The organism is Corynebacterium callunae, assembly GCF_046592015.1.
Lineage (GTDB): Bacteria > Actinomycetota > Actinomycetes > Mycobacteriales > Mycobacteriaceae > Corynebacterium > Corynebacterium callunae_A.
The window spans coordinates 140,466-164,981 of the sequence record NZ_JAWVOB010000007.1 but is presented as its reverse complement, the minus strand read 5'-3'; the positions used below and the strand labels follow the sequence as shown (position 1 = coordinate 164,981).

At 53.4% G+C, this 24,516-nt stretch carries 22 protein-coding genes; 14 read left to right on the top strand and 8 right to left on the bottom strand.

Going from position 1 to position 24,516, the window contains the following annotated elements:
- Positions 1-73: 73 nt before the first annotated feature.
- On the bottom strand, positions 74-2,857 hold the full coding sequence (locus tag SFC07_RS09465) for a vWA domain-containing protein (protein WP_411207998.1): 2,784 nt from the start codon (positions 2,855-2,857) through the stop codon (positions 74-76).
- Positions 2,858-2,865: 8 nt separating this feature from the next.
- Positions 2,866-3,435 carry a hypothetical protein gene (locus SFC07_RS09460; protein ID WP_411207997.1) on the bottom strand — a complete coding sequence of 190 codons (570 nt, stop codon included), beginning with the start codon at positions 3,433-3,435 and terminating at the stop codon, positions 2,866-2,868.
- 250 nt (positions 3,436-3,685) lie between these two features.
- Between SFC07_RS09460 and SFC07_RS09455 the strand changes: the two genes are divergently transcribed.
- The 9 genes from SFC07_RS09455 to SFC07_RS09415 all read left to right on the top strand — a co-directional run bounded on the left by SFC07_RS09455 (position 3,686) and on the right by SFC07_RS09415 (position 14,194).
- Positions 3,686-5,059: a dipeptidase gene (locus SFC07_RS09455; RefSeq protein WP_411207996.1), complete on the top strand. Its 1,374-nt coding sequence runs from the start codon at positions 3,686-3,688 to the stop codon at positions 5,057-5,059.
- Between the two features lie 335 nt (positions 5,060-5,394).
- Positions 5,395-5,955 (top strand): acetyl-CoA acetyltransferase, encoded by a 561-nt coding sequence (locus SFC07_RS09450; protein ID WP_411207995.1) that lies wholly within the window; start codon positions 5,395-5,397, stop codon positions 5,953-5,955.
- A gap of 390 nt (positions 5,956-6,345) precedes the next feature.
- Positions 6,346-9,420 carry a Na+/H+ antiporter subunit A gene (locus tag SFC07_RS09445; protein WP_411207994.1) on the top strand — a complete coding sequence of 1,025 codons (3,075 nt, stop codon included), beginning with the start codon at positions 6,346-6,348 and terminating at the stop codon, positions 9,418-9,420.
- Positions 9,421-9,912 carry a Na(+)/H(+) antiporter subunit C gene (locus SFC07_RS09440; protein WP_411207993.1) on the top strand — a complete coding sequence of 164 codons (492 nt, stop codon included), beginning with the start codon at positions 9,421-9,423 and terminating at the stop codon, positions 9,910-9,912.
- Complete coding sequence (locus SFC07_RS09435; protein ID WP_411207992.1) at positions 9,905-11,674, top strand: Na+/H+ antiporter subunit D; 1,770 nt, start codon at positions 9,905-9,907, stop codon at positions 11,672-11,674. Before SFC07_RS09440 ends, SFC07_RS09435 begins: the two co-directional genes overlap by 8 nt.
- A complete protein-coding gene (locus SFC07_RS09430) occupies positions 11,671-12,180 on the top strand; it encodes a Na+/H+ antiporter subunit E (RefSeq protein ID WP_411207991.1) in 510 nt (169 codons plus the stop codon). The genes SFC07_RS09435 and SFC07_RS09430 overlap by 4 nt, the downstream gene beginning before the upstream one ends.
- Before the next feature lie 3 nt (positions 12,181-12,183).
- Complete coding sequence (locus SFC07_RS09425; protein WP_411207990.1) at positions 12,184-12,459, top strand: monovalent cation/H+ antiporter complex subunit F; 276 nt, start codon at positions 12,184-12,186, stop codon at positions 12,457-12,459.
- The gene (locus tag SFC07_RS09420; protein WP_411207989.1) at positions 12,460-12,840 is read left to right on the top strand and encodes a monovalent cation/H(+) antiporter subunit G; all 381 of its coding nucleotides are present in this window, start codon (positions 12,460-12,462) and stop codon (positions 12,838-12,840) included.
- 145 nt (positions 12,841-12,985) lie between these two features.
- Entirely contained in the window at positions 12,986-14,194 is a 1,209-nt protein-coding gene (locus SFC07_RS09415; protein WP_411207988.1) for an Nramp family divalent metal transporter, read from the top strand.
- Here SFC07_RS09415 and SFC07_RS09410 read toward each other — a convergent pair.
- From SFC07_RS09410 to SFC07_RS09395, 4 genes are read right to left on the bottom strand one after another with little or no spacing between them, the layout of a single operon-like run.
- Positions 14,191-14,793: an alpha/beta fold hydrolase gene (locus tag SFC07_RS09410; protein WP_411207987.1), complete on the bottom strand. Its 603-nt coding sequence runs from the start codon at positions 14,791-14,793 to the stop codon at positions 14,191-14,193. The two genes, SFC07_RS09415 and SFC07_RS09410, sit on opposite strands and share 4 nt — an antisense overlap.
- A gap of 1 nt (position 14,794) precedes the next feature.
- Positions 14,795-15,940, bottom strand: coding sequence for a glutamate--cysteine ligase (locus SFC07_RS09405; protein ID WP_411207986.1), 1,146 nt, complete (start codon positions 15,938-15,940; stop codon positions 14,795-14,797).
- Between the two features lie 54 nt (positions 15,941-15,994).
- Entirely contained in the window at positions 15,995-16,669 is a 675-nt protein-coding gene (locus SFC07_RS09400) for a LytR C-terminal domain-containing protein (RefSeq protein ID WP_411207985.1), read from the bottom strand.
- 5 nt (positions 16,670-16,674) lie between these two features.
- Positions 16,675-16,887, bottom strand: coding sequence for a DUF3263 domain-containing protein (locus tag SFC07_RS09395; protein WP_411207984.1), 213 nt, complete (start codon positions 16,885-16,887; stop codon positions 16,675-16,677).
- A 16-nt stretch (positions 16,888-16,903) separates the two neighbouring features.
- Between SFC07_RS09395 and SFC07_RS09390 the strand changes: the two genes are divergently transcribed.
- From SFC07_RS09390 to cls, 4 genes are all read left to right on the top strand, one after another.
- Entirely contained in the window at positions 16,904-17,485 is a 582-nt protein-coding gene (locus SFC07_RS09390; RefSeq protein WP_411207983.1) for a peptide deformylase, read from the top strand.
- Positions 17,475-18,491, top strand: a complete 1,017-nt coding sequence (locus SFC07_RS09385) for a GNAT family N-acetyltransferase (protein ID WP_411207982.1) — start codon at positions 17,475-17,477, stop codon at positions 18,489-18,491. Before SFC07_RS09390 ends, SFC07_RS09385 begins: the two co-directional genes overlap by 11 nt.
- Positions 18,492-18,581: 90 nt before the next feature.
- Positions 18,582-19,373, top strand: a complete 792-nt coding sequence (locus SFC07_RS09380; RefSeq protein ID WP_411207981.1) for an exodeoxyribonuclease III — start codon at positions 18,582-18,584, stop codon at positions 19,371-19,373.
- A 4-nt stretch (positions 19,374-19,377) separates the two neighbouring features.
- Positions 19,378-20,895 (top strand): cardiolipin synthase, encoded by a 1,518-nt coding sequence (gene cls, locus SFC07_RS09375; protein WP_411207980.1) that lies wholly within the window; start codon positions 19,378-19,380, stop codon positions 20,893-20,895.
- A 21-nt stretch (positions 20,896-20,916) separates the two neighbouring features.
- Here the strand turns inward: cls and SFC07_RS09370 are convergent, their stop codons facing one another.
- Complete coding sequence (locus tag SFC07_RS09370; protein ID WP_411207979.1) at positions 20,917-22,113, bottom strand: multidrug effflux MFS transporter; 1,197 nt, start codon at positions 22,111-22,113, stop codon at positions 20,917-20,919.
- 268 nt (positions 22,114-22,381) lie between these two features.
- On the opposite strand from SFC07_RS09370, the gene SFC07_RS09365 reads away from it, so the two are divergent.
- Positions 22,382-23,692, top strand: coding sequence for a Na/Pi symporter (locus tag SFC07_RS09365; protein WP_411207978.1), 1,311 nt, complete (start codon positions 22,382-22,384; stop codon positions 23,690-23,692).
- Here the strand turns inward: SFC07_RS09365 and SFC07_RS09360 are convergent.
- Entirely contained in the window at positions 23,689-24,510 is an 822-nt protein-coding gene (locus tag SFC07_RS09360; RefSeq protein WP_411207977.1) for a PhzF family phenazine biosynthesis protein, read from the bottom strand. The two genes, SFC07_RS09365 and SFC07_RS09360, sit on opposite strands and share 4 nt — an antisense overlap.
- Positions 24,511-24,516 lie beyond the last annotated feature (6 nt).

Here is a 24,516-nt window from a genome sequence, read left to right as displayed (position 1 = left end):
AAGTCTTCCTTAAAAAAAATAAATGAATCAGAGTTATACGATTTTATCGTTTGGGCCGCAGGCCCGCAGTATTCTACTGCGGGCCAAAGCCACCCGAGCCGAAACCACCGGAGCCAAAGCCACGAGATCCACTGGAGCCGCCGGTGCCAAAGCCACCAGACCCGAAACCACCAGAGCCTGTTCCGCCGGAATTGCCGCCAGTATTTCCGCCCGAGCCAAAGCCACCAGAGCCAAAGCCACCAGATCCGAAACCTCCGGAGCCAAAGCCACCAGAGCCACCAAAACTATTGGGATCAGACTGTGGGGAATCCGGCTTTTCAGCAGGTGGAGCTGGGTTTTTCGGCGCAGCGCCACCGGATTTCTTAGCACCGCGCTTAGGCGTTGTGGGCTGAGCGGGGGCGGCGTCGACAAGCATGGTTTGCAGCTTTTTAACCAGCTCAGGGGCTTTGTCACGGATGTCAGAGGCCATGCGATCCAGCTGGCTTGGATCGGCCGGCAGCACCGGCAGCGCGATGAGGTCAATGTTTTCAGCATCGGTGGCGACCAAGAACCAGGTCCCCTGCACTACCACGGGGAGCTTGGCTTTAGCCTTTTCGGACTTGCCGTCATTGCTTATCGACGGCACCGTCTGGACCAGTGCTACGGGTGAAGCAATCGGGTTAAGTTGGAATCGCTTCACCTTCACCTGGTGACCAGCAGCATTAAAGGAAATTCCCTGGTGATTGACCTGGTTTGAAGAGGTCGTCTTTGAGCCCAGCTCTGGACGCTGCTGACCTTCATATTTAATGAGGTCGCCTTCAAAAGTGAGCGGAATGCGCACGGCTGCGAAAGACTCGGATGGAATCTTCGCGGTGAAGTAACGAATCAAATAGAGAATAAGCAGCGGAATAAGTAGCGCAATGAGCAATGCCAGGATGAAAGCAAGCGCAAATTGGGTGGCATTTAGGGGAACGCTGAGGGTTCCTTCCGCCGGAATATTTACGGTGGTTTCATTGCCACCCTCAGGATTGGAAATCTGAATAGGCAATGCGCCGTTGACCAAACCATCGCGCAGCTGACTCATGGTCAATTGCACAGGTAGGGTGCCCTTTTCATCGAGTCCCAAGACGAGTGCATTGTCTGGACTGTCAAATTGGCTGCTTGCTGCAATGCTGTCCACACCATCAGGCAAGCTTCCAGAAAGTGCTGTTCCTGCTGGTAGCCACACCTTTCCAGGGCCGCTAATCGGGACCTCGACGGTAACAACTTCCTCATCGGCGCGGAAGTTGATGGAACTTGGCACGATCGGCATATCTCTTTGGGTAACGCTAATGCCCGTGCTGTTGAGAATTGGGCTGAGCGCTGTACCTGGCTGGCCGTCAACTCCAGCGGTGGTGATGAAAGTACGTGCGTTCAAGGTACCCAGCGCTGGGAATTCGGAGATCATAGAAAGCGGAAGTTCCGCCTGACCAGAGGTGATATCAAGACCTTGGGTCAGGGAGGTTTCCGCACCGGTATCCGCGCGGGTGAAGGTCAAATCAACAGTGGCTGATCCTTCAAGCGCTCGTGGGTTACCTTCACGGTCCACCAAATGCAGCTGAAGTGGCTGGTCATCGCGGAGGTTCAGACCGTTATCGTCGGCTTCCCCACCGCTAAACTCCAACTGCAGATCAGGCTGAATAGACACTGAGTTAAACACACGGCCATCTGCCTTGGAGGCATCAAAACCCTCAAATTGCAGCTGCCACACGCCTTTCCAATCCCCACCATCTGGCAGGGTCAAGGTGCCATCGGCCAATTGCACCGGCGAATTTTGAGATTCCCAGGTGACATTGGCAGAGTTTAAACTGCCAGAACCACTATCTACCAGGGAAATCTTCTCCCCATTTGGGGCGGTAACAACAAGGTGTGCCTGCTCGCCCAGATCGTCTTTGGCGATTACGGAAAAACGCACCGAATCCACGGAATTATCCAACGCAAAGCTAAACGGTTCCCCGGCGCGGGTTTCACGCATCAATTCACCACCAGTTGCCAGCGCCTCGCGGAAAGCCGCAAAAAGCCCGCCCACATTGTCGGCGGTAAAGAAAGCGCCATTGGGCGCTTCCACGCCGCAACTATCGCCACCGGCTCCCGGGCCTTCGGTGATACCTTGCAGCAAGCGGAAGTCAGAGGGGTTGCTTGGCGACGACAAACCGATGCCAATGTGGGTAATCCCACCAGCGCGTAAGCGGTCAGAGACTCCGCCAGGTGCGCATAATGCCTGTTGAGCTGCATCTGCGCCTTCCTCAGCTGTAAGTGCACCATCGGTGAAGGTCACCAACATGCGGCAGGCATCGGCAGATTCTGAGCGGGAAAAGTCTTGGTATGCCCCATCAAGTGCAGCGGCATAGTTGGTGTATTGCTCGGAGGTGCGGTCAGAAAATGCCTGAATTTCTGCGAGCGTGCCATCAAGGGAAGACTGTGAAAGCTCAGTCCAGGGGCCATAGTTTTCAGCATCAGTGGTGCCGGATTTATAGCTTTGGCCAAATCCAGAAACCCTGACCTTGGTTTGGAAGCCTTCGTCTTCCTGTTTGTTGAGAAGTTCTTTAATAAAGCTTTGAGCTGCTGGTACGCGGTTTCCATCAGCATCAGCGCCAGGGACATTTGCATTTACGTTGCCATCGCGGGCCTCGTGGATGAGTGATTCTGTCTCATCGATCATCACGATGACATCAAGGGCGCCTTTTTGAGCGATGCAGGCGCCCACGTGGTTAAGGTTTCCGCCCTGCAAAATGGGAGATTCTTGAGCTACTGCTCCCGGTGCTGAAACCACTGCAGTAAGTATTCCTGCAGCTAGTACTGCTAATCCCCGAGAAATCTTAGGTGCGAAGTTAAGCATGTATCTCCTTATAATTTCCCGAAGAACTGAGCGATATTAAAAGCTGACCACAACACTGCAATAAGCAGGGCAATGGCGGTGACATAAAAGAAAGCCTTGCGGGCCGACTCATCAACAAAGATGCCATTGGCTCTAGCCTCATTTAATCCGTTGAAATACCAGCTCAGCATAGATATTCCAAAAATTCCTGCCAGCCCCCACGCAGCCCCAGACACAATGAGGAAGGCGGTATCCGTGGCGACGATATCGCTGAATATGAGCCAAATATTTAGTCCGATTCCCAGCAGCGCAAAAACCAAACTTGGGATTAATTTTTTAATAGGAGCCTTAGTGAAGCCCCGGTTTCGAGATCCCGCAGGTGCAGAACCGAACCCAGAATCAAAACCACCTGTTGAAAAACCACTATTCCCCGCGCCCCCAAAAGGGCTTGGTGCTGCTGAATCTTGGCCAAAGCCACCAAATCCGCCTGAATTTCCCGCGCCTGCTCCAAAACCGCCTTGACCGGCACCAAAGCCCGATTGCCCGCTGGGAGACGATCCAAAAGGACCTCCAGACGGTGGATTAAAACCTTGAGACATAAACAACTCGCGATCTTTCGAGGATTTCTGGTGGTACTGCATTAAAGGAAACCAGTCGGAAGAAAATTGACCAACTTTTAAGATTTTTGCTTCCCCTCGAAGTTTACTCAGCCACCGGACATCATTCGCCTACAAGCTTAAAAAATCGAACATTTCCTACAATTTCCCTAAAAGTTGCTAGCCTGAAAACCCGCCACGATCCTACAAGCGCTTTAACATCTGCAGCTCAAGGTATATAAGGTGGAAAGGCATGAGCCAATTCAGCAATGTCCAAGAAATCAAAGCCCATCTTGAGAGTCAACGAGAGCAAATCTTTAACCAGTTAAAAGAGATTGTTTCTTTTGATTCAGTGCACAGCAGCGAAGCCCTTCACGAGGACTATGTCGCAGCTGCAGCCTGGGTCCGCAAGGCCCTCACCGAGGCGGGACTATCTGTAACTGAATATCCCGCAGCAGACGGCACCACTAATTTTGTTGCCACCAAAGCTGGCGCTCCCGATGCCCAAAAGATCCTGCTCTACAGCCACTTCGACGTCGTTCCTGCAGGTCCTTTGGAGCTGTGGGAAACCAGTCCTTTTGAACTGACCGAGCGCGATGCAGGCGAAGGCACCCGCTGGTACGGCCGTGGCGCCGCAGACTGCAAGGGCAACCTGGTCATGCACCTCGCTGCTCTGCGCGCAGTGCAGGCCTTGGGCAATACCGACCTCAACCTCACCTATGTCATTGAAGGTTCAGAGGAAATGGGCGGCAGCGCGCTAAGCGCGCTCATTCAAGAACAACCAGCGCTTTTCGACGCCGACGTCATCCTCATCGCCGATAGTGGTAATGCTGCTGTTGGCGTTCCAACTCTTACCACTACTTTGCGTGGCGGTGGCCAGGTCACAGTCACCGTCGACACCCTCAAAAATGCTGTGCACTCCGGCCAGTACGGCGGAGCAGCTCCAGATGCAGTAGCTGCATTGGTCCGCATTCTAGATACCCTGCGCGATGAGGACGGTCGTACTGTGATTGATGGTGTGGACTCCTCTGCTGTTTGGGAGGGTGCACCTTATGATCCTGAAACTTTCCGCACCGATGCCGGAATCCTGGACGGTGTTGAGATCATGGGCAATGGTGACAACCCCTCCAGCATGCTGTGGTCTCGTCCCGCCATCTCTATCACGGGCTTTACTTCAACTCCTGTCGCCCAGGCTCTCAACGCGGTTCCTGCAACTGCTTCTGCAAAGCTCAACTTACGTGTACCTGCAGGCCAAGATGCAGATGAGGTAGCCGCAAAGCTAAAAGAGCACTTGATCAACCATGCTCCTTGGGGCGCAAAGGTCACCGTGCAGATGGACGATATCAACCAGCCATTTTCCACCGACATCACCGGCCCTGCCATGTCTACCTTCTCCCAGTGCCTTTCCGCGTCTTATGACGACAAGGAAACTGTGACCGAGGGCAGCGGTGGATCCATTCCTTTGTGCACCGAGTTGATTGAGGTTAATCCCAACGCAGAATTGGCGCTTTATGGTGTCGAGGAGCCACTTTCAGTGATCCACTCTGCTAACGAATCCGTGGATCCTCACGAGATCCGCGATATTGCCACCGCGGAGGCACTCTTCCTGCTCAACTACACAAAGTAGACTTTTTAAAAGTAGTACTTTAACCCTAACCCACCCCCGCCTGGGGGTGGGTTTTTGCCTGTCCCGAAATGGCCTCTTGATCAATTATGTGACCGTCGTTACTATGGCCAACGTGACTAAAAACATTGACCTTAAGCGAGTAGCCAAGGCTACGTACCCTACGGCGGGATGAAGGACTGACTCCCCGCACTAGGGAAGTAGTCGTTAATCATCACCCAAAAAACGCTTAAGAGTCGGTCCTCCACCTAACAGGATCCTGTACACACATATTCTTTTCTGGAACAAGAAGAGAACGATCCTGCTTTCCCCTTTTAAAGACGCAAAGGACCGTGTCAATGTCTCTCTACCTCCGCACCCAGAATTCCCGCCACTCCACCATCATCAACTTTCCGCAGCGGGAAACGCAGCCTCAAACCGCTCCACAGAGCACCCCTATCCAGCACATCCCAAGCGCTGATCCTTTCCAGGAACGCTTTGGACACCAGCTCCCCCGTGGCCTGCGCGAAGAAGCTCACGGCATGGAATGGCGCACCTTTATCAACAACTACGCTCCAATGGGCAACTTGCGCATTAACAACCTAGAGTCCCAGGCTCTGCGTGGAGGCCTCTTCCGCTTTAACGCTACGATGATCACCAACTCTGAACAGCACCGTAGCACCATCGATGCTGAGATCATCGCTACCGGCCCAGTTTCCGCTTGCACCAATCTTCTCGCAGATGCTGGCCGTCGCATTGAAATCCTCGAATTCCACCAATTCGACATCTTTGAAGCAACCGTCACCTTTATCTACACCTGCAATAACGTTCACCGCACCTGGGCCATGGGCTTTGGTGGCACCCCTGAGCATTCCGCAGCAGCTGCTATGAGCTCCGCAGCTCACCTCATTTATGGGTAGTGCCGCAGGCGAAAAACCAATAATCCAAAAATAATTCCATCGCTGGAACGCCCCACAGGTGCACCCGCGATGGAATTATTTTTGGGCTTACACCAGCCTCTCATCATCATGCAATGAACTGCATAAACGTTAACTACCAGCGTGCAATAGCCCCCTATTAATACAGTGAAAATCGTTTTTCCATTGGGAACACAGGGAAACGATAGGTAGACTTCATAATTATTGGTCGCGCCCTCAAGCGACGCCGACCGAGCTTGGGTGTTTCTCAGTTATCAACTTCGTGCTCCATATTGACGTGTGTTTCTAGCTGGGGGTAGCACGCGCGCCGGCGTTGTTAAATGGTGTGGCTCCAGACAAATCCACAATGCGCAAAGGGGAACTGGAGATCGCGTGCTAATTCTTTTTCTCGCCCTCACTGCCGCCGCAGTGATCGCCCCCGTACTCATCCGTACCATCGGACGACCCGCCTTCGGATTGCTCGCACTCGTGCCAGCAGCCGGATTCTTTTGGGTTATCTCGGAATTTCTCACAGGCACCTTCAAGAATGGAGGTGATATACGCCTCCACTATGAGTGGATGCCTTCGGCAAACCTCGATATCAACTTCCGCTTGGATTCTCTAGCTGCACTATTCTCCCTTATTATTTTGGGCGTCGGTGCACTCGTCCTGCTTTATTGTTGGGGCTATTTTGACTCCAACCCTGGACGCCTAAGCGCCTTCGCGGGAGAACTCACTGCCTTTGCAATGGCCATGTATGGCCTCGTGATTTCCGACAATATTTTGCTGATGTACGTGTTCTGGGAGATAACCTCGGTATTGTCCTTCCTGTTGGTCGGCTACTACGGTGAACGCGCATCCTCTAGGCGCTCGGCGGGACAAGCACTGATGGTCACCACCTTGGGTGGTTTGGCCATGCTGGTAGGCATCATCTTGTTGGGAACCCAAACCGGAGTATGGAATTTCTCCGATATTCCCGCTTATGAAGGTTCTTGGGCAGATGCCCCCTTCACCTCTGTGGCTGCTGCCCTGCTCTTGGCAGGTGCGCTATCCAAATCAGCAATCGCCCCCACACACTTTTGGCTACCAGGCGCTATGGCTGCTCCAACGCCGGTATCTGCTTATCTGCACTCCGCCGCGATGGTGAAAGCTGGCATTTATCTAGTAGCACGATTGGCGCCAGAGTTTAATGTGGTTTCCTCGTGGTATCTCATCATTATTCCGCTCGGCATGCTCACCATGACCATGGGTGGCTGGATGGCTCTGCGCCAAAAGGATCTTAAGCTCATCCTCGCCTATGGCACCGTCTCCCAGCTCGGTTTTATTATCTCGGTCATGGGTATCGGCACCCGCGAGGCACTGCTGGCGGCGTTGGCACTAACCTTTGGCCACTCCCTCTTTAAGGCCACGTTGTTTATGACAGTGGGCGCCATCGACCACACCACGGGTACCCGAGATATTAGAAAACTCTCCGGACTCTGGCGTAAACAACCAATTTTGCTGGTGGTGGCTGCAATTTCCGCAGCCTCCATGGCTGGTATTCCACCGCTTTTTGGTTTTATCGCCAAGGAATCAGCACTGACAGCAGTGCTGAATGAAGAAATGCTGCACGGTATGCCAGGTCGATTGATGCTGGCGGGAATTGTGCTGGGCTCAATTTTCACGATGGCATATTCTTGTTATTTCCTTTATGGTGCTTTTGCCACCAAGCATGTGCAATTCCCGGAAAACAATGGACAATCACCTGCTGTGGCCAATATGCATCCGGTGAAGTTCAAGCTGTGGATTGCGCCGGTAGTATTGGCATTCCTCAGCGTCGGCTTGGGTCTTTTCCCCAAACCAATTTCCGCTGCGATTGTCATGCACCTTGATAATGTCACTCCTGCCGCGCCCGATGCTCATGCCACTTATCTATCACTCTGGCACGGCTTTAATATTCCGCTGTTGCTCTCCACGGTGATTGTTATTTCGGGCTTCTTGCTTTATTGGAAACTTGATACCGTCGAGGCCATTCGCCCTAAAACGGCAGCTTTTGGCAGTGCGGATACCGCCTATGATGCGGTGTTGGACTTCTTGCGTGTGCTTTCCCTGCGCTTAACGGCATCCACCCAGCGTGGTTCTTTGACCTTGAACGTCGGTGTGATTTTCTTGGTGCTCACCTTGGTTCCGTTGATCGCATTGATCAGCGGAGATCGCAGTGCGGTACGCATGGAACTCTGGGATACTCCGCTCCAAGGTTTTATTGCCAGCATCATTATTGTCATGGCTATTGTCGCCACGCGCATGGACAATCGCCTCTCGGCATTGATCATGGTGGGTGTTACCGGTTATGGCATCGCCATTATTTTTGCCATGCATGGCGCCCCCGATTTGGCACTTACCCAGGCCCTGGTAGAAACCATCGTCATGGTGGTATTCATGCTGGTTCTACGTAAAATGCCCACGGAAGTATCATGGAAAGCAGGTCCTAAAAATTCCCGTCTGCGAGCTTGGTTGGCTGCTGCCACTGGCTTCGCTGTTGTGATCCTCACGATCTTCGCTATGAATGCCCGCGTGGGTGAACCGATCTCTGTCTATATGCAAGAACTTGGTTATGAGATCGGCCATGGCGCCAACACGGTCAACGTTCTGCTGGTGGATCTGCGTGGCTTTGATACCTTCGGCGAGATTTCGGTGCTGGTGATTACAGCAACCGGTATCGCTTCCTTGGTCTATCGCAATCGCAGCTTCCGCAAGGATTCCAGGCGTCCAACCCTGGCTACCGCTGGTCGACGCTGGTTGGCTACTGCGGTGGATTCGGAAAGGGCTCAGAACCGTTCCTTGATGGTTGATGTGATTACCCGCCTCCTCTTCCCCTCGATGATTTTGCTATCGGTGTACTTCTTCTTTGTCGGTCACAATGCCCCAGGTGGTGGCTTCGCCGGTGGTTTGGTTGCTTCCCTGGCTTTTGCTTTGCGCTATATCGCCGGTGGTCGTGAAGAATTGGAGGAGGCTCTGCCCATTGATCCTGGCCGTATCCTCGGCTCAGGTCTGCTCATTTCTGCTACGGCAGTCTTGTGGCCGCTGGTGCTTTTGGGCGAACCACCGCTGACCTCCCATATCTTGGATCTTGAGCTGCCGCTGATTGGGGAAATGCATATCCCTTCAGCATTGCTCTTTGACCTGGGCGTTTATCTCATTGTCATTGGTTTGATTATGCATATTCTCACCAGTTTGGGCGGCCAGCTCGACCGCGATGAGGAAATGCGTAAGCAACGTGCCCGTGACCGTGCGCGCCGCCTGGCGCGCACGATGCGTCGCAAGCAGCCTGCCAAGGTGGGCGCGCGCAGCAGCACGACTGCTGGAGAGAAAAATCCCCGGGCACTGCCTTCGATTCGGCCGCAAGCCACAGATAGCGCAGCGCTGAGTGAAAACCGCAGCGATGGAACGTCGACAAGCACAATCAACGCTGAAGGGAAGGAACAGTAAATGGTAGCCAATCTTTTCCTCCTACTAGCTGCGGGAACGCTCATTGCAGCGGGCGTGTATCTGCTGCTGGATCGCGCAATGACCAAGATGATTATGGGGCTGATGCTGATGGGCAACGGCGCGAACCTGCTGATTTTGGTCTCCGGCGGCGCGACTGGATCGCCACCAATTCTGGGGCGTGAAAATGAGCTTTATGGCGATAAAATTGCGGATCCGCTGGCGCAGGCCATGATTTTGACTGCCATCGTGATTTCCATGGCTATGACAGCTTTTATGCTCGCTTTGGCGTATCGCCAATACCGTTACCGTACTGAGGACTTTATTGAAGATGACTCTGAAGACGTCGCAATTTCTGTGCGCCCCAATCTGGCATCTGCAGCACCTGACCATGATGCCTCGGATGACCCAGAGACTGGCCGCATGACCTCTGAGGGCGATGGTTTTGGTCCGGAATCCTTCGAATCACCAGTGAGGGGAGCTAAGGATGAGTAGCGAACTGTACAACTTCCTGGTGCCACTTTTGCCTTATATGGTGTCCATGCCGGTTATTTTGCCGGCGGTGGCCGCTGCGCTGACGCTGATTTTATCCAAGTACCTGCACGTTCAGCGCGTGGTCACCTTGGCTGTCTTGCTCTTCCTTATTGGTATCAATGTCACCATGTTGTACCTGGTGGACCGTGAAGGCATTCAAACCCTGCAAATGGGCGGCTGGGATGCCCCCGTTGGCATCACCTTGGTGGCAGACCGGTTATCGGTATCCATGCTGACGGTGAGCTCTATCGTGCTTTTTACCGTGATGTGGTACGCGATTAGCCAGGGTATTAGAGATGGTGGCAAAGATGAGCCGGTTGCGGTGTTTTTGCCTACCTACCTGCTGCTATCCATGGGTGTGAACCTGGCCTTTTTAGCTGGCGACCTCTTTAACCTCTATGTCGGTTTTGAGGTGCTGTTGGTGGCCTCCTATGTGCTGCTCACACTTGGTGCCTCGCCGGCGCGTGTGCGTTCCGGCGTGGGTTATGTGATGGTGTCTATGTCCTCATCGATGGTCTTCCTCTTTGGATTGGCCATGGTTTATGCCTCGGTGGGAACACTAAATATGGCCCATATTGGCCTGCGCATGGAGGAAATCCCCTCCGGCACACGCTCCGCAATTTTTGCGGTGCTATTGGTGGCCTTCGGCATTAAGGCAGCGGTTTTCCCGCTGGATTCTTGGCTGCCAGACTCCTACCCCACCGCACCTTCGCTGGTCACCGCGGTGTTTGCGGGTTTGCTGACCAAGGTGGGTGTGTATTCCATCATTCGTGCGCGATCGATTATCTTTACCGATGGTTCCCTGGACACCATGTTGATGTGGGTGGCTTTGGCCACCATGTTGGTGGGTATTCTCGGCGCCATGGCGCAGTATGACATTAAACGTCTTTTGTCATTTACCCTGGTCAGCCATATTGGCTATATGATTTTCGGCGTTTCCCTCGGTTCTGCTCAGGGTCTTTCCGGCGCTATTTTCTACGCCATTCACCATATTTTGGTGCAGACCTCACTCTTCTTAGTGGTTGGCCTGATTGAACGCCAAGCTGGATCCTCTTCCCTACGTCGCCTGGGATCACTGGCGTATCTCTCCCCGCTGCTGGCTATTTTGTACTTCATTCCTGCCATCAACCTCGGTGGTATCCCACCTTTCTCCGGTTTCTTAGGAAAGGTTATTTTGCTACAGGCTGGTGCCGAGGAAGGCAGCTGGATGGCGTGGGTGCTTATCGCCGGCGCAGTTATCACCTCCTTGCTCACCCTCTACACCATGGTGTTGGTATGGTCGAAGGCCTTTTGGCGCGACCGCAAAGATGCCCCCGATGGCGCAACTGTGCTAGCCCGTCCAGCGCCACTGGTGGATGTGCAAGATGAGATCTCTGTCAAGGACCGTAATGATGTGGGACGCATTCCTTTTGGCATGGTCGCATCCACTTCAATTCTTGTAATTTCCTCGCTTGCCGTATCGGTGCTGGCAGGCCCGCTTTCCTCTATCACCGGCCGCGCTGCTGAGTCCGCCCAGGACATCAGCATTTATCGCACCGCGGTGCTCGGCCCCAACTACGAGGATCCCTCCCGGACCTTGGAGATGGAGCGCTACGACGCCAACCGCGACGATATCAACCACCGCATCGACGCCAACAACGCCGGCGAATCCCAACAAGAGAGCTTTTCGACGGACCCCTCAACCGCCAGCTCTGAAGCAACTTCTGTGGAGGAGGGACAATGATTGAAGGTCTAAAAAGGCGTTTTCGCCCCTATTTTGTCATTTGGCTGACCCTCATGTGGGTTATGCTCATGGCGGAATTCACCTGGGCTAATTTCATCGCTGGGCTCTTGGTAGCCCTGGCCATTGTGCTGTTTTTGCCTATGCCTGCGATGCCCGTGGCCAACCTTTCCATCCGCTGGGGTGCGCTAATTAAGCTAATCCTGCTGTGGTTCTGGGATTTGGCCAAGGCTTCTGTGAAAGTGGCCTGGTTGGCTTTGCGTCCAGCTGATCCCCCCAAAACGGCAATCCTTAAAGTTCCCATGCGTGTAAATAATGATTTGGTATTGGCACTGGCCACGGTGCTTTATAACCTGCAGCCGGGTGGCACCGTCACCGATATTGATATCGCCAACCGCATGTGGACTATTCACGTCCTTGATGCTGATGATGAAGAGGGCATTCAGCGGGAAATCAACAATGTTGCAGAACTTGAACGTCGCTTGATCTACACCTTTGAAAGGAGCTAAGCGATGGATCCTCATCTCTACACAATCGGGCTGACAGTTGCTGCGGCCTTCTTCATGTTGTCCTTTATTTTTGCCACCTACCGCATTGTGGTTGGCCCCAATTCCATGGACCGCCTGCTGGGACTTGATGGCACGGTATCCATGCTGCAATGCGCTATGGCCACCTATATCTGCTGGTCTTTGGATACCACCGTGAGCAATGCCATGATTGTGGTCGCATTATTGGGATTTATTAGCTCAGTTTCCGTAGCCCGCTTCCGCAAGAGGGATGGTGCCTAAATGAGCCTGCAATTAATCACCGATATCATCTCACTCGTCTTTATTATCCTCGGCGCATTTTTGTCATTTTCTGCCTCGGTGGGACTACTGCGTTTTAAAGATTCCATGTCGCGTGTCCATGCCATGGCCAAGCCTCAGACCTCTGGTCTGATTTTGACCGTGACTGGAGCCATTATCCGCATTGTGGGCCATGAAAGTTTTAATCAGTCCCATCGCAGCGATCTTGGCCTGCTGGTTTTGCTGGTGCTTTTTGCGCTACTCACTAGCCCCGTAACAGCCCAGCGTGTTGGCCGTGTGTCCCGCCGTGAAGGTCTTTATGGCACCAAGGATTCCATGAGCGCCAATGAAGCCCCAGCCGAGCTCAATATGAAGGGCAAATAACGCTTCCGCTGTTTAGCCCAGCCCCGTGAGCACTCCCACATTAACTCCCACAGCAAAGTAGTAGTTTCACACCCAGCTGTGGGAGTATCGTTTAACTAGAGATAGTTCAATAACTTGAAGTCTGATCTTCAAGGGAGGCCACGAAATGACGCTTCATAATTCACAGCTCGCCCGAGTCATCGGGCCTGCGTTTATCGCGGCCGTGGCCTATGTAGACCCCGGCAACGTAGCTGCAAATATCTCTGCAGGCGCCCAATTTGGATACCTGCTGGTCTGGGTACTGGTGTTATCCAATCTCATGGCCATGCTCATCCAATATCAATCCGCCAAACTCGGCATTATCACTGGCAAATCCCTGCCCCAATTGCTGGGCGATAGGCTCAGCAAACCAGCCCGTTTAGGTTTTTGGCTGCAGGCTGAACTCATCGTCATTGCCACTGACCTCGCCGAAGTCATCGGCGGAGCAATCGCCCTCAACCTGCTTTTTGATCTCCCGCTCATTTGGGGTGCAATAATCACCGGCGCAGTCTCCATGGTGATTCTCCTCTTCCAAGGCACCACCAAACACCGCGCCTTTGAAAGCACCATCATCGGTCTCCTGGCCATCATTTCCATCGGGTTCCTGGCGGGTCTTCTCATTAACCCACCCGATCCGGCCGGGGTAGCAGCTGGTCTAATTCCGCGTTTCGACGGCCCGGAGACCGTAGTCCTCGCCGCTTCCATGCTGGGGGCAACGGTCATGCCACACGCCATCTACCTGCATTCTTCGCTGGTCAAACACCATTTCCACAAAGACCACAACATAGATGAAATCACCCGGGTCCTAAAAGGAACCCGCAAAGACATCTTTATTGCTTTGGCCATCGCCGGCATTGTAAATATCGGGTTGCTCTTAGTTGCTGCTAGTTCCCTCTTCGGGGTGGAAAGCACCGGCTCCATCGCCGGCGCACACCAAGCCATTGTGGACCATCTGGGGCCAATAATCGGCGTATTTTTTGCCATTGGCTTATTAGCCAGCGGTTTAGCTTCTACCTCGGTGGGCGCCTATGCAGGATCAGAAATTATGGCGGGGTTGCTGCATGCGCGTATCCCAGTGGCAATTCGACGCATTATTACTGTGATTCCGGCACTGGTGATCATCGGCGCAGGCGTAGAACCCTCTCGAGTCTTGGTGATCTCCCAAGCACTGTTATCCATCGGCATTCCCTTTGCGATCATCCCGCTTTTTCGTTATGCGGGATCGCGCGAGGTGATGGGGGTTTATGCGTCGAAAAGCTGGGTGCAGGTGGTCTGTTGGCTCATTGCCGCGGTGATTGTTGCCCTCAATGTGGCACTGGTGTTGTCTACCTTTTAGACGCTTAGGAAGTTGTTTAGCACTGCGCCGGTTTCGGCGCCATGGGTGCGATAGGTGAGGTTTTTCGCCCCATTAATAACGTGGCTTTGTACCCGCGTCAACTGTTCTTTGAGAACTGCACTTTGATCAAAAGCAGCGGCACTGCCACTAATAACCAGAGTGTCAATATCTAAACCACTAAAAGCAGGTTGTTGCTGCTCTTGCGCCTTATCCAGCTGGTTTAAAACTTCCTTTTTGCTTTGTTTGCGGAAGAGGAAGCCCGGAATAAATTTCACTGCTTTTTGTGCTGTTTGCAGCTGCTTTTTATCAGCTACAACCAGGGGTGAATCCACGATGAGCTTTTCTACTCGTTTGGGATTATTTACCGAGATTTTTAAAGCCACCGCTGCCCCACTGCCACCGGCGAAAAGCACCACCCGGCGAATTTCCTCACGGTCCAAATAGGATTCCACCGCGCGCACGCCCTCATCCAAAGAACCTGACCAGGGAATAATTCGTGGTTTAAGGCCCAATGCCGGGGAGATCTCATTAACTACCTCGGTAAAAGTATCCGGCATTTCATTATTTTCGGGGATGAGAACGATGTGGCGGCTATCCATATTATTTTTCCTCGCGGGGCTCTAGGGGTTTAAGCTGCTCCATTTCGGCACAGGCTAGATCAACAGCAGCAAGCCAGGAACCAGTGCGTTCAAATTCGCGGCGCTGACGTTCATATCCGCCTCCACGCTCCAGGATCTCCAGCACCAGCTCCAGCTCGCGGTCACAGCCCAGCTCTACAGCCAAAGGATGTAGCAGGGCGACCGTACGGCGCAGCTCATCTTGAACCATGGCCTCATCGGTATCGCGAGAAATAATAATCTCCGCATCTAGGCCATAGCGAGCTGCACGCCACTTATTTTCCGAGACATGCCATGGTTGCAAAGTAGGCAGGGTTTCACCGCGGTCAATCATGCGGTCATAGTGCACAACCAGGCAGTGGATCAGGGCCACCACTGCGGAAAGTTCACGCAGGTTGGAGGTGGAATCGGCAATGCGGACTTCAATGGTGCCCCATTTGGAAGCCGGGCGGATATCAAAGTGCATGGAGCCGGTGTGGTTGATTACTCCAGATTTATCCTGGTCAGCCATATAGCTCAGCCACTCATCCCAGCTTTGGAATTGGTAGGGCAAACCAGCCGTAGGCAGCTGCTGGTACAACATGGTGCGGTTGGAGGCATATCCGGTATCAATGCCATCCCAGGCTGGGGAGCTCGCAGAAAGTGCCAGGATATGCGGGTAATTGGTGACCAATGCGTTGATAATTGGCCATACGCGGTCCTCATGGCTAATACCTACGTGCACATGGATGCCCCAGATAAGCATCTGATTTCCCCAGTACTGGGTACGCGCAATGATCTCATCATAGGAGCCTTTTTCTGACACCGGGTTTTCACGGAAATCAGAAAAAGGATGCGAACCCGAGGTCCACAACCTCAAGCCCAATTCATCGGAGGCTTCTTTAACCGCGTCCAAGCTATGCTGGAGATCGGCTACTGCTTCGGGAACAGTGGTGCAAATACCGGTAACCAACTCCACGGTGTTTTGGAGGAATTCCCTTTCCAAATGCACCTCAGGGTGGTGGGCTTTGACAATATCTAGAATTTCCGAGGCCCGTGGGGAGAGGTCGCGGGTTTCTGGGTCAACCAGCGCCACCTCCCATTCCACGCCGAGGGTCGGTTGCGGTGAACGCTTGAACTCAATGCCCATGGCGTGAGCCTCCTCAAAACTAATGTGGATCTACGGTGTTAAAACTAGTGGTTATTAAAGTGCTACGTCTTGGGTTAAAACCAAAACGATTGCATCATTTCCGGCAGTTTCGGCCGGCAGAATATCGCTGCGCTCAACAGCAACGCCACCAACACGATCAGCCAACTCACGAGCAGCGGTTTCTGCCTCAGGATTGCCTGGGGTGAAGAATACGGTGTTTTCTGGCAGGACCGCATCGGCCAAGTTACCGGAATCAACCTTCTCGTAATCGCCCTTGAGTTCATCGGCAACACGAGCTGCCAGCTGCGGAACAGTGGAGTTATTCAGCACATACAGGGTGGTCACTGGGGTTCCCGCTGCTGCTGCACCGCCAGCAGCACCGGCCGCTGCAATGCCGCCCACCGGAGCTGCCGCAGAAGTACCGGAAGCAGCAGGAGCAGCGCTCGCGCCAGCAGCTGCTGGAACGGAGCTAGCAGCAGCGGAATCAGAGGCAGCAGGAGCTTGGGAAGCGGCAGTTCCAGCATTGGTGGCTGGTGCTTGGGTCTCGGTGGTGCTGGTAGCAACCGTGGAGGAATCATCTTTACTGGTCATTGACCACAGTGCCCAAGCGCCCAAAAGCACTGCAACAGCGATCAAAATCATGGCAAAACCACGCATGGGTAATCCACCGGCGGCAGCGCCATTGGTGGGTGTGGGATCCTGTGGAGAATTCTGCATGTCCGAAGTCATGGTGTTTAGTCTATCTTTCCCGCGCGTCGCCGTAACCTGGACACCAATGTTGGATTCACTTTCATTGCCTCGGGGGTATCAATAATGAGGTTGAGTCGCTGGTAATAGCGCACAGGTGAGATGTCAAAGGTGGCACGGATGGCCTCCTCCTTAGGCCCCACGGCACGGGGCGCGGAGGCCTCAAATGTGAGGATCTTTAAATCATCTGCGGAGAGCATGCCTAAACTGTAAAGCATGACTGTCCGACCAATTGTTATTTGTGGTGATCCGGTACTCCACAATCCCACTGCCCTCGTTACTGAAGATGTCTCTGAGCTGCAAGAACTTATCGCAGATATGTTTGAGACCATGGATGTTGCCAATGGTGTAGGCCTTGCTGCCAACCAAATTGGCGTATCCAAACGCATCTTTGTCTACGACTGCCCTGATGATGAAGGCAATATGCACAAGGGTTGTTTTATTAACCCAGTGCTTCAAACCTCGGAAATCCCCGAGACCATGCCTGCCGATGATGGCACCGATGAGGAAGGCTGCCTTTCTGTTCCAGGCGAAGGCTTCCCCACTGGCCGCGCACACTGGGCAAAGGTCACTGGCCTTAATGAAAAGGGCGAGGAAGTTTCTGTTGAAGCCGAGGGCTTTTTGGCACGCTGTTTCCAGCACGAGGTCGGCCACCTCGATGGCTTCCTGTACACCGATGTGTTGATTGGCCGCTGGAAGCGCATGGCCAAGAAGACCATTAGGGCCAATGGCTGGACTGTTCCTGGTCTGACTTGGATGCCGGGCGAAGATGAGGATCCTTTCGGGCATGACGCCTAGTCTTCCGCGTTTTCGCAGCCAGAACCCTAAAGTCGGCGATCGTATTGTATTGCGGCGTAGGCTCCCTGGAGCGACCGCCACGGAGGTGCATTGGACCGATGTGATTGGCCATGTGGTGGGGCTTAATCCTTTGGTGGTGCGCCCCCAGAGCATTGGCGGAATACCCTCCCAAGCTGCAGAAATTGAGGTACCCGCGGAGCAAATTGAGGTCATCAAGATCCTCTCCCCGCGCACCATTCGAAATTCCGATATTCGGGCCGTGGAGGTTGCTACTGCCAAGGCCTTTCCCGGTTTGGTGCACGAATGGTCCGATGGGTGGCTGCTACGCGCGGGCGATGGCATCACTGAGCGTTCTAATTCCGCTTCTCCGCTGGGCCCTAGTGTCGGATTTGAACCGGTGCCCATGGATAAGATCACCCGTTTTTATCGCGAGCATGACCTGCCTATCCGTTTGCATATTCCAGAACGTATTGGCCGCCCTGCCCAAAAGGTGGTTGATGTGGCTCCTGCGGAGTGGATTATGGGGCCGGAAATTGTGGTGATGACCAAATCCTTGGAGGATATCCCCGCTAATGAATTGCCCGAAGGCATGGAATTTAGTGTGGATGCTCAGCCGGATGCGGATTGGCTGAATATGTACCATTTCCGCGGCCAGGCGCTGCCACCGGAGGCCTTGGAATTGCTGCGTACCCAGATTGAAGGACAGATGGGCTTCGGGCGTTTTACTACCAAGGCCGGTGAGACGGTGGCCATTACCCGCGCCACCATCACCGCTGCGGAGGAGCGGGAATTCCTCGGCTATTCCGCCGTTGAGGTTGCTCCTGCTTTTCGACGCCGGGGCCTGGGCACCGCGCTCGGCGCACTGATTCAGCAGTGGGGCGCCGAAATGGGCGCACAGGAGGCATACCTCCAGGTAGTAGCCCATAACGAGGCTGGCCTGGGCTTGTATCACAAGCTCGGCTTTGCCGAGCATCACCGCCACCGTTATGCGGAACACCGCCGCTAAACCGGAGGCACTGCGGTGCGGGGCGGCGTCGAAAAGCACTTTTTGACGCCGACTCGGTTGCGCAAATCCAAAACCGCTACTGTATAAGACATGCGCATTGTTAATTGGAACGTCAACTCAGCCCGCACCCGTGTGGACCGGATGGTCGACTTTTTACTTCGCCATGATGTTGACGTGCTGGCAGTGCAGGAAACCAAGTGTAAAGATGCGCAATTTCCCTTTGAGCGTTTCACGGAAATTGGTTATGAGGTGGCCCATTTTGGGTTAAATCAGTGGAATGGTGTGGCCATCATTTCCCGCGTGGGCATCACCGATGTGCAGACTCATTTCCCTGCGCAACCTGGTTTTAATAAGGACATCACCAAGGAGCAAGCAATCGAGGCGCGTGCCATTGGTGCGCGCTGCGGTGGTGTGCAGGTATGGAGCCTTTATGTGCCCAATGGCCGCGAAATTGCCGATCCGCACTATGACTACAAATTGCGTTGGCTTTTTGCGCTGCGCAATTATGTTGTAGATACTCTGGCTGAAAAACCTGAAGAAAAAATGGTGCTGCTGGGCGATTTCAACATTGCCCCCACCGATCTGGATGTGTGGGATGTAGCTGCCTTTGAGGGTAAAACCCATGTCACCGAGCCAGAGCGCGCAGCTTTTGAATCCCTGTTGGAGGCTGGCTTAAAGGAAACCACTCCCGGCCCTGGTACCTATACCTATTGGGACTATAAGGGTGCGCGTTTTCTTAAAGGTGAGGGTATGCGCATTGATTTCCAACTTGCAAGCCCAGCATTGGCAGCACAGGCTGGAAATACCTTTGTTGATGTTGAGGAGCGTGCGGGGGAACAAGCCTCTGACCATGCTCCGGTGATTGTGGATTATTCGGTGTGATTGCATGTCTTTTGAGGTAAATCTGGAACTGTGGCAAACCATTGGTTTGATCATCGATTATTCCATTAAAGTCCTGGCTATTGGATATGTTCCAGAGGGGCGTCGCCCCAGTTCCTCAACGGCATGGCTGCTGGCAATTTTGTTAATTCCTTTCCTCGGATTGCCGCTCTTCCTATTGATGGGTTCGCCCTATATCAACCGGCGCCGCCACCGCATTCAAACAGAGGTTAATGACCTCATTGAAAACGTCCACGAAGATGTTCCCGATGTTCCAGATGGTATGGAGCTTTCCCCGGAGCTGCGCTCTGTAATTCGTCTTAATAGGCGTTTGACCAGCATGCCTGCGGTAACTGGAATTAACTGCGGGGTGTACTCCGATTATCGGGAAACCCTCAACCGCATGACCGCAGCCGTAGATGAGGCCAAGGACTATGTGCATGTGGAAATCTACATTATGGCGTGGAGCCCACTCACCCAGCCTTTTTATGAATCCTTGGAACGCGCCGTCAAGCGCGGAGTGAAGGTGCGCTTGCTCTTTGATCATGTGGGCAGCTGGAAATACCCCGGCTATCACAAACTAAAAAAGCAGCTCACAGCCATGGGCATTGATTGGTACCTCATGCTGCCGCTGCAGCCTTGGCGTCGCCGTTTCCGTCGCCCAGATCTACGCAATCACCGCAAAATGCTCATTATTGATGGTCACACCGGGTTTATTGGCTCCCAAAATATGATTGATCGTAGCTATTTGATGCGCCGCAATGTGAAAATCGGCCGCGAATGGACGGATGTCATGGTGGAGATGTCCGGCCCGATTGTCTCCTCCATGGAAATGACCTTCGCCGGTGACTGGTTTGTGGAATCCAATGAAGCCTTAGATATCCGCGACCATCAAGAGGCACACGAATTTACCCCCAATACTGACCAAAAATCTCAGACCAACCTGGTGCAGATTGTGCCCTCTGGCCCGGGATACACCACTGAGCCCAACCTGCGCATGTTTAATTCCATCGTGCACCATGCCAAAAAACGCCTGGTATTGTGCAGCCCCTACTTCATCCCCGATGAATCCCTGCTCGAGGCGGTGACCTCAGCGTGTTATCGCGGAGTGCGGGTGGAACTATTGGTCTCTGAACAAGCCGATCAATTCACTGTGGACCACGCACAGTCCTCTTATTATCAAAGCCTGCTGGAGGCCGGGGTCCATATTTATCAATTCCCCAAGCCCACAGTGCTGCACTCCAAGTTTGTGCTGGCAGACCCCGATATTTCCGAGGATCCACTAGAGCCTCAATTGGAGCCTTTGGGCGTGGTGGGCTCCTCCAACCTGGATATGCGTAGTTTTGGCCTGAACTATGAGGTCTCCATGATGATTGCCAAGGGAAATCTCATTCAAGATCTAAACCGGCTCACCACTCAGTACCTAGAAAAGAGCATTCGCCTCACCTTGGATAAGTGGAATCAACGCAGCTGGGGCCGGCGCTATGTGGATAATGTCATGCGTCTGACCTCCGCGCTGCAATAACCCAGCGCTGCAATAACCCTTTTAGGCCATGGTGGGCAGGCCTTTGCGGCCCGCCAGGTAGGCAAAGCCCAGCGCGCAGCAGGCACACAGGGTCATCATTAGAGCCATGGTCAGCGCTTTATCAGAGCCCAAGCCCACCAGCGGGCTCACCACCGCAGCCATGGAAAATTGGGTAAATCCCAAAATTGCCGATCCCGAACCTGCGCGCTCACGCACCACCTCAGTACCAAGTGCGGTGGCATTGGCCATAATCATCGGGATATGGGACATCAATAAGAAGAGCAGTAGCAAAAATAGTGGCGTCCACTGAATAAAGAGCACCTCCACCAGCAGGAATGCCCCCAAAACGACCAAACTCAACAAAACCGTGCGCATCACAATATGGGCGTGCACCCTTTGCAGCAAACGACGATTAAGCATGCCGCCCAGGATCAAACCACAGGCATTAACGCCGAAAATAATGGAGAACATCCCCACCGAAAGCCCCATCTGCGTTTGAATAACAAAAGGCGAGGCCGAAATATAAGAAAAAAGCGCACCAAAGGCAAAGGCCAGCGTTAGCGTATAGGCCAAAAATTGCCTATTACCCAGCACAAATGCGTAGTTGGCCAGCATCCCGCGCAAACCTGCCGCACTGCGTTCCTCCACCGGTTGGGATTCGCGAATCCCAAAAACCACCACGCCCAGCTGCACCACATTAATCAGCGCCAGCGCCCAAAAAATGCCGCGCCAGCCCACATATTCCACCAGCACACCACCAAAAAGCGGAGCCAAAACCGGCGCCACACCCTGAATAATCATCAATAGCGCAAAGGCCTGAGCTGCCTTTTTACCGCGCGCCAGATCTGGCACAATCGCGCGCGCAATCACCACGCAGGCACCGCCACCAAGTCCCTGCAGGACTCGGGCCAAAATAAGAACGCTTATCGACGGCGCCACCGCGCACAGCACACTAGCAATCAGCGCAGCTGCTGCTCCACCCACCAACAGGCCTTTACGGCCCAATTGATCTGAAATGGGACCAATGATGAGCTGACCAATAGCCATACCCGCCATAAATGCCGAAAGAGTCAACTGCACCATGGGAGTGGTGGTGTTGAGATCTGCTGCAATTCCCGGCATGGCGGGCAGATACATATCGGTGGAGAGCGCCGGGCTGGCGGACAGCAAGGCTAATCCCCAGATAAGCGGGGTGCTTAATTGTTGTGGTGTTTTCATGATCTGCGGTGGGTTCCCTCAGGTTTGAAAAGTGGCTTGGTAGCATTTTATGGACTTAGACTAATCTTGATGGTGCTATCTATCAACGAAAAATGATCATTAGAGCTAGGCCTATTAAGCACCGTGAGCACTATCAATACTTTGTTATTGGTTTGTTTACCCAAATGCAATATAAGATTAAGGCAAATCTTCGCGAGCGATTGCAATAAGTTTGCCCCTCACGATAAATTTTTCCAATTATTTTTTAACGCGAAGGGAGGGTCGCTGCGTGGCTAGCAGCTTTGAATTTGTCCAGCATCCGCGTCGCACCCTACCGCCCCCAATTCCCACGAATCAGGGGCCGGCTGCTGCTTTCTTACCGGGCACCTTTCATCCCATCAATCCTAAAAACATAGCCGCGGGCCAAGACCAGGTTTTGTTATCTGGACGGGGCAAACTGGTCCGTTGGCTTTTAGTAATTGTGGCGATTTTTGCCATCACCCTAGGCATTAATCTCATTCTTGATGGTGTCTCTGCTGCTGGCACCTCAACGGTAAACCGCATGTACCAATTTGCGGAGGATCCGCTTGTTGGCCTGGCCATTGGTGTGCTAGCAACGGCGCTGGTTCAATCATCATCAACCACCACTACCCTAGCGGTCACCGCCGTGGGCTCCGGAATTATCTCCGTATCGGTGGCGATTCCCCTCATTATTGGCGCCAACATTGGAACGTCCATCACCGCAATGTTGGTGGCCTTTTCTTATGTTGGCGAACGCCGGGATTTTAAAAAAGCCTTTACTTCCGCAGCAATGCACTCCTGGTTCAACATCATTACCGCCATCATATTTTTTATCGCGGAAGTCCTCTTCCATCCGCTGCGTTCCATGAGTGGATATTTGGCTGCCGAAGTAGCCAATGACGCCCCTGGTGTACTTCCCACCAGTGAAATTATCACCAAGATTTTGCACCCGTTTATCCAAGCAATTGGCATGAACGGCCTAATTGGCAAGATCGGAAACCATAACCTAGCAGTGCTGATTTGCCTGGGACTTGGCACTTTGTTCATTCTGGTGGCAGTGCGAGTGATGAGTGCTCAAATCCGCACCATTACCGCAGCGACGGCCACCTCTATTATCGATAAGCTCATCAACTCCAGTGGTAATTCACGGGCTACTGCTCGCTCCTCCTTTGTCAGCTTCTTTATGGGTCTGATCTTCACCTTTATGGTGACAGCTTCCTCGGTGACCGTGGCATTCATGCAGCCGGTGGCAGTGTCCGGAACAGTGAAACGACGCCCCGTTTTGGGAGTAATCCTGGGTGCGAACGTGGGCACCACCTTCACCGCCCTTTTCGCCACCTTGGCAATCATGGGTAGTTTGAGTGAATTTGCCATGCAGGCAGCTTTTGTTCACACCATTATGAACGTGGTGGGTGCTGCCGTGGTGCTGTGTATTCCACAGCTTTCCCGGCAGCTAATTAGGCTTTCTTCCGCCACTGCGCGAATTGCTTCGCGCAGTTATACCAAAACTCTCATCATCATCTTTGGGCTGTATATCGCCCTACCAGCACTGGTATTAGCGGTCTACGCGCTGAGCTAAAGCTCGGCTTCGCCCCGGAAAATAGTGCGGGTGCTTCCACCCACCCATACCGTTTCATCTTCAATAGTGATTGTTATTTCCCCAGCTCGCTGCAGTTTTTGTCCTTGGGTTGCCAAATAACCAGCACCGGCACGGCCTTCACGCTGCAACCACTGAGCAATCGAAGCATTAAGGCTGCCGGTTACCGGATCCTCCCCAATGCCTGGGGCGAATGCACGAACTTCAAAGGCTGCAGGAGAACCTGCTGGATAAGCTCCTAATAAACCCACTTTAGCCTCGGGGTAGGTGGAAAAATCCGGTTCAACGGCGAGCACTGCATCTGCCGATTTAAGCTCCAGCACGACCCAACCGGGGCCATTATCCACCCACTGATGGCCGATGACATCCTGCGGTGACACCCCTAGGGCGCTGCACAGGCGCTGCAGGTGGGCGTCGAGAAGCGGTCCTTTTTTGATAGTTGGTGGAGCCTCAAAGGCCAAGGTTTCCGCGGTGCGCACGCGCACCAAACCAGCGGTGCATTCCTGGATAACTACTCCCTCGTGGCGGGGTGTGCCGCCATTTTCGAGGAAAGCGTGCGCGCTGCCGAGCGTAGGGTGGCCGGCGAAGGGAAGCTCTCCGGTGGGAGTGAAAATGCGGACACGGTAATCGGCTTCCGCGGTGGTGGGAGTAAGCAAAAATGTGGTTTCCGAGAGATTAGTCCAACGCGCGATGGCTGCCATGTGCGCTTCGCTGAGGTCATCAGCCGCAGTAAAAACTGCCAGTGGATTGCCCATTAGGGGCTGATTTCCAAAGACATCAACTTGGAAAAATTTTCTCATTTTCTC

Bases quoted from the DNA above. Each gene is read 5' to 3' on its own strand.
- SFC07_RS09430 (WP_411207991.1), top strand. From the start codon at position 11,671: ATGATTGAAGGTCTAAAAAGGCGTTTTCGCCCCTATTTTGTCATTTGG.
- SFC07_RS09410 (WP_411207987.1), bottom strand. From the start codon at position 14,793: ATGGATAGCCGCCACATCGTTCTCATCCCCGAAAATAATGAAATGCCG.
- cls (WP_411207980.1), top strand. From the start codon at position 19,378: ATGTCTTTTGAGGTAAATCTGGAACTGTGGCAAACCATTGGTTTGATC.
- SFC07_RS09450 (WP_411207995.1), top strand. From the start codon at position 5,395: ATGTCTCTCTACCTCCGCACCCAGAATTCCCGCCACTCCACCATCATC.
- SFC07_RS09440 (WP_411207993.1), top strand. From the start codon at position 9,421: ATGGTAGCCAATCTTTTCCTCCTACTAGCTGCGGGAACGCTCATTGCA.
- SFC07_RS09360 (WP_411207977.1), bottom strand. From the start codon at position 24,510: ATGAGAAAATTTTTCCAAGTTGATGTCTTTGGAAATCAGCCCCTAATG.
- SFC07_RS09435 (WP_411207992.1), top strand. From the start codon at position 9,905: ATGAGTAGCGAACTGTACAACTTCCTGGTGCCACTTTTGCCTTATATG.
- SFC07_RS09390 (WP_411207983.1), top strand. From the start codon at position 16,904: ATGACTGTCCGACCAATTGTTATTTGTGGTGATCCGGTACTCCACAAT.
- SFC07_RS09380 (WP_411207981.1), top strand. From the start codon at position 18,582: ATGCGCATTGTTAATTGGAACGTCAACTCAGCCCGCACCCGTGTGGAC.
- SFC07_RS09455 (WP_411207996.1), top strand. From the start codon at position 3,686: ATGAGCCAATTCAGCAATGTCCAAGAAATCAAAGCCCATCTTGAGAGT.
- SFC07_RS09415 (WP_411207988.1), top strand. From the start codon at position 12,986: ATGACGCTTCATAATTCACAGCTCGCCCGAGTCATCGGGCCTGCGTTT.
- SFC07_RS09400 (WP_411207985.1), bottom strand. From the start codon at position 16,669: ATGACTTCGGACATGCAGAATTCTCCACAGGATCCCACACCCACCAAT.
- SFC07_RS09460 (WP_411207997.1), bottom strand. From the start codon at position 3,435: ATGTCTCAAGGTTTTAATCCACCGTCTGGAGGTCCTTTTGGATCGTCT.
- SFC07_RS09370 (WP_411207979.1), bottom strand. From the start codon at position 22,113: ATGAAAACACCACAACAATTAAGCACCCCGCTTATCTGGGGATTAGCC.
- SFC07_RS09420 (WP_411207989.1), top strand. From the start codon at position 12,460: ATGAGCCTGCAATTAATCACCGATATCATCTCACTCGTCTTTATTATC.
- SFC07_RS09465 (WP_411207998.1), bottom strand. From the start codon at position 2,857: ATGCTTAACTTCGCACCTAAGATTTCTCGGGGATTAGCAGTACTAGCT.
- SFC07_RS09425 (WP_411207990.1), top strand. From the start codon at position 12,184: ATGGATCCTCATCTCTACACAATCGGGCTGACAGTTGCTGCGGCCTTC.
- SFC07_RS09405 (WP_411207986.1), bottom strand. From the start codon at position 15,940: ATGGGCATTGAGTTCAAGCGTTCACCGCAACCGACCCTCGGCGTGGAA.
- SFC07_RS09385 (WP_411207982.1), top strand. From the start codon at position 17,475: ATGACGCCTAGTCTTCCGCGTTTTCGCAGCCAGAACCCTAAAGTCGGC.
- SFC07_RS09395 (WP_411207984.1), bottom strand. From the start codon at position 16,887: ATGCTCTCCGCAGATGATTTAAAGATCCTCACATTTGAGGCCTCCGCG.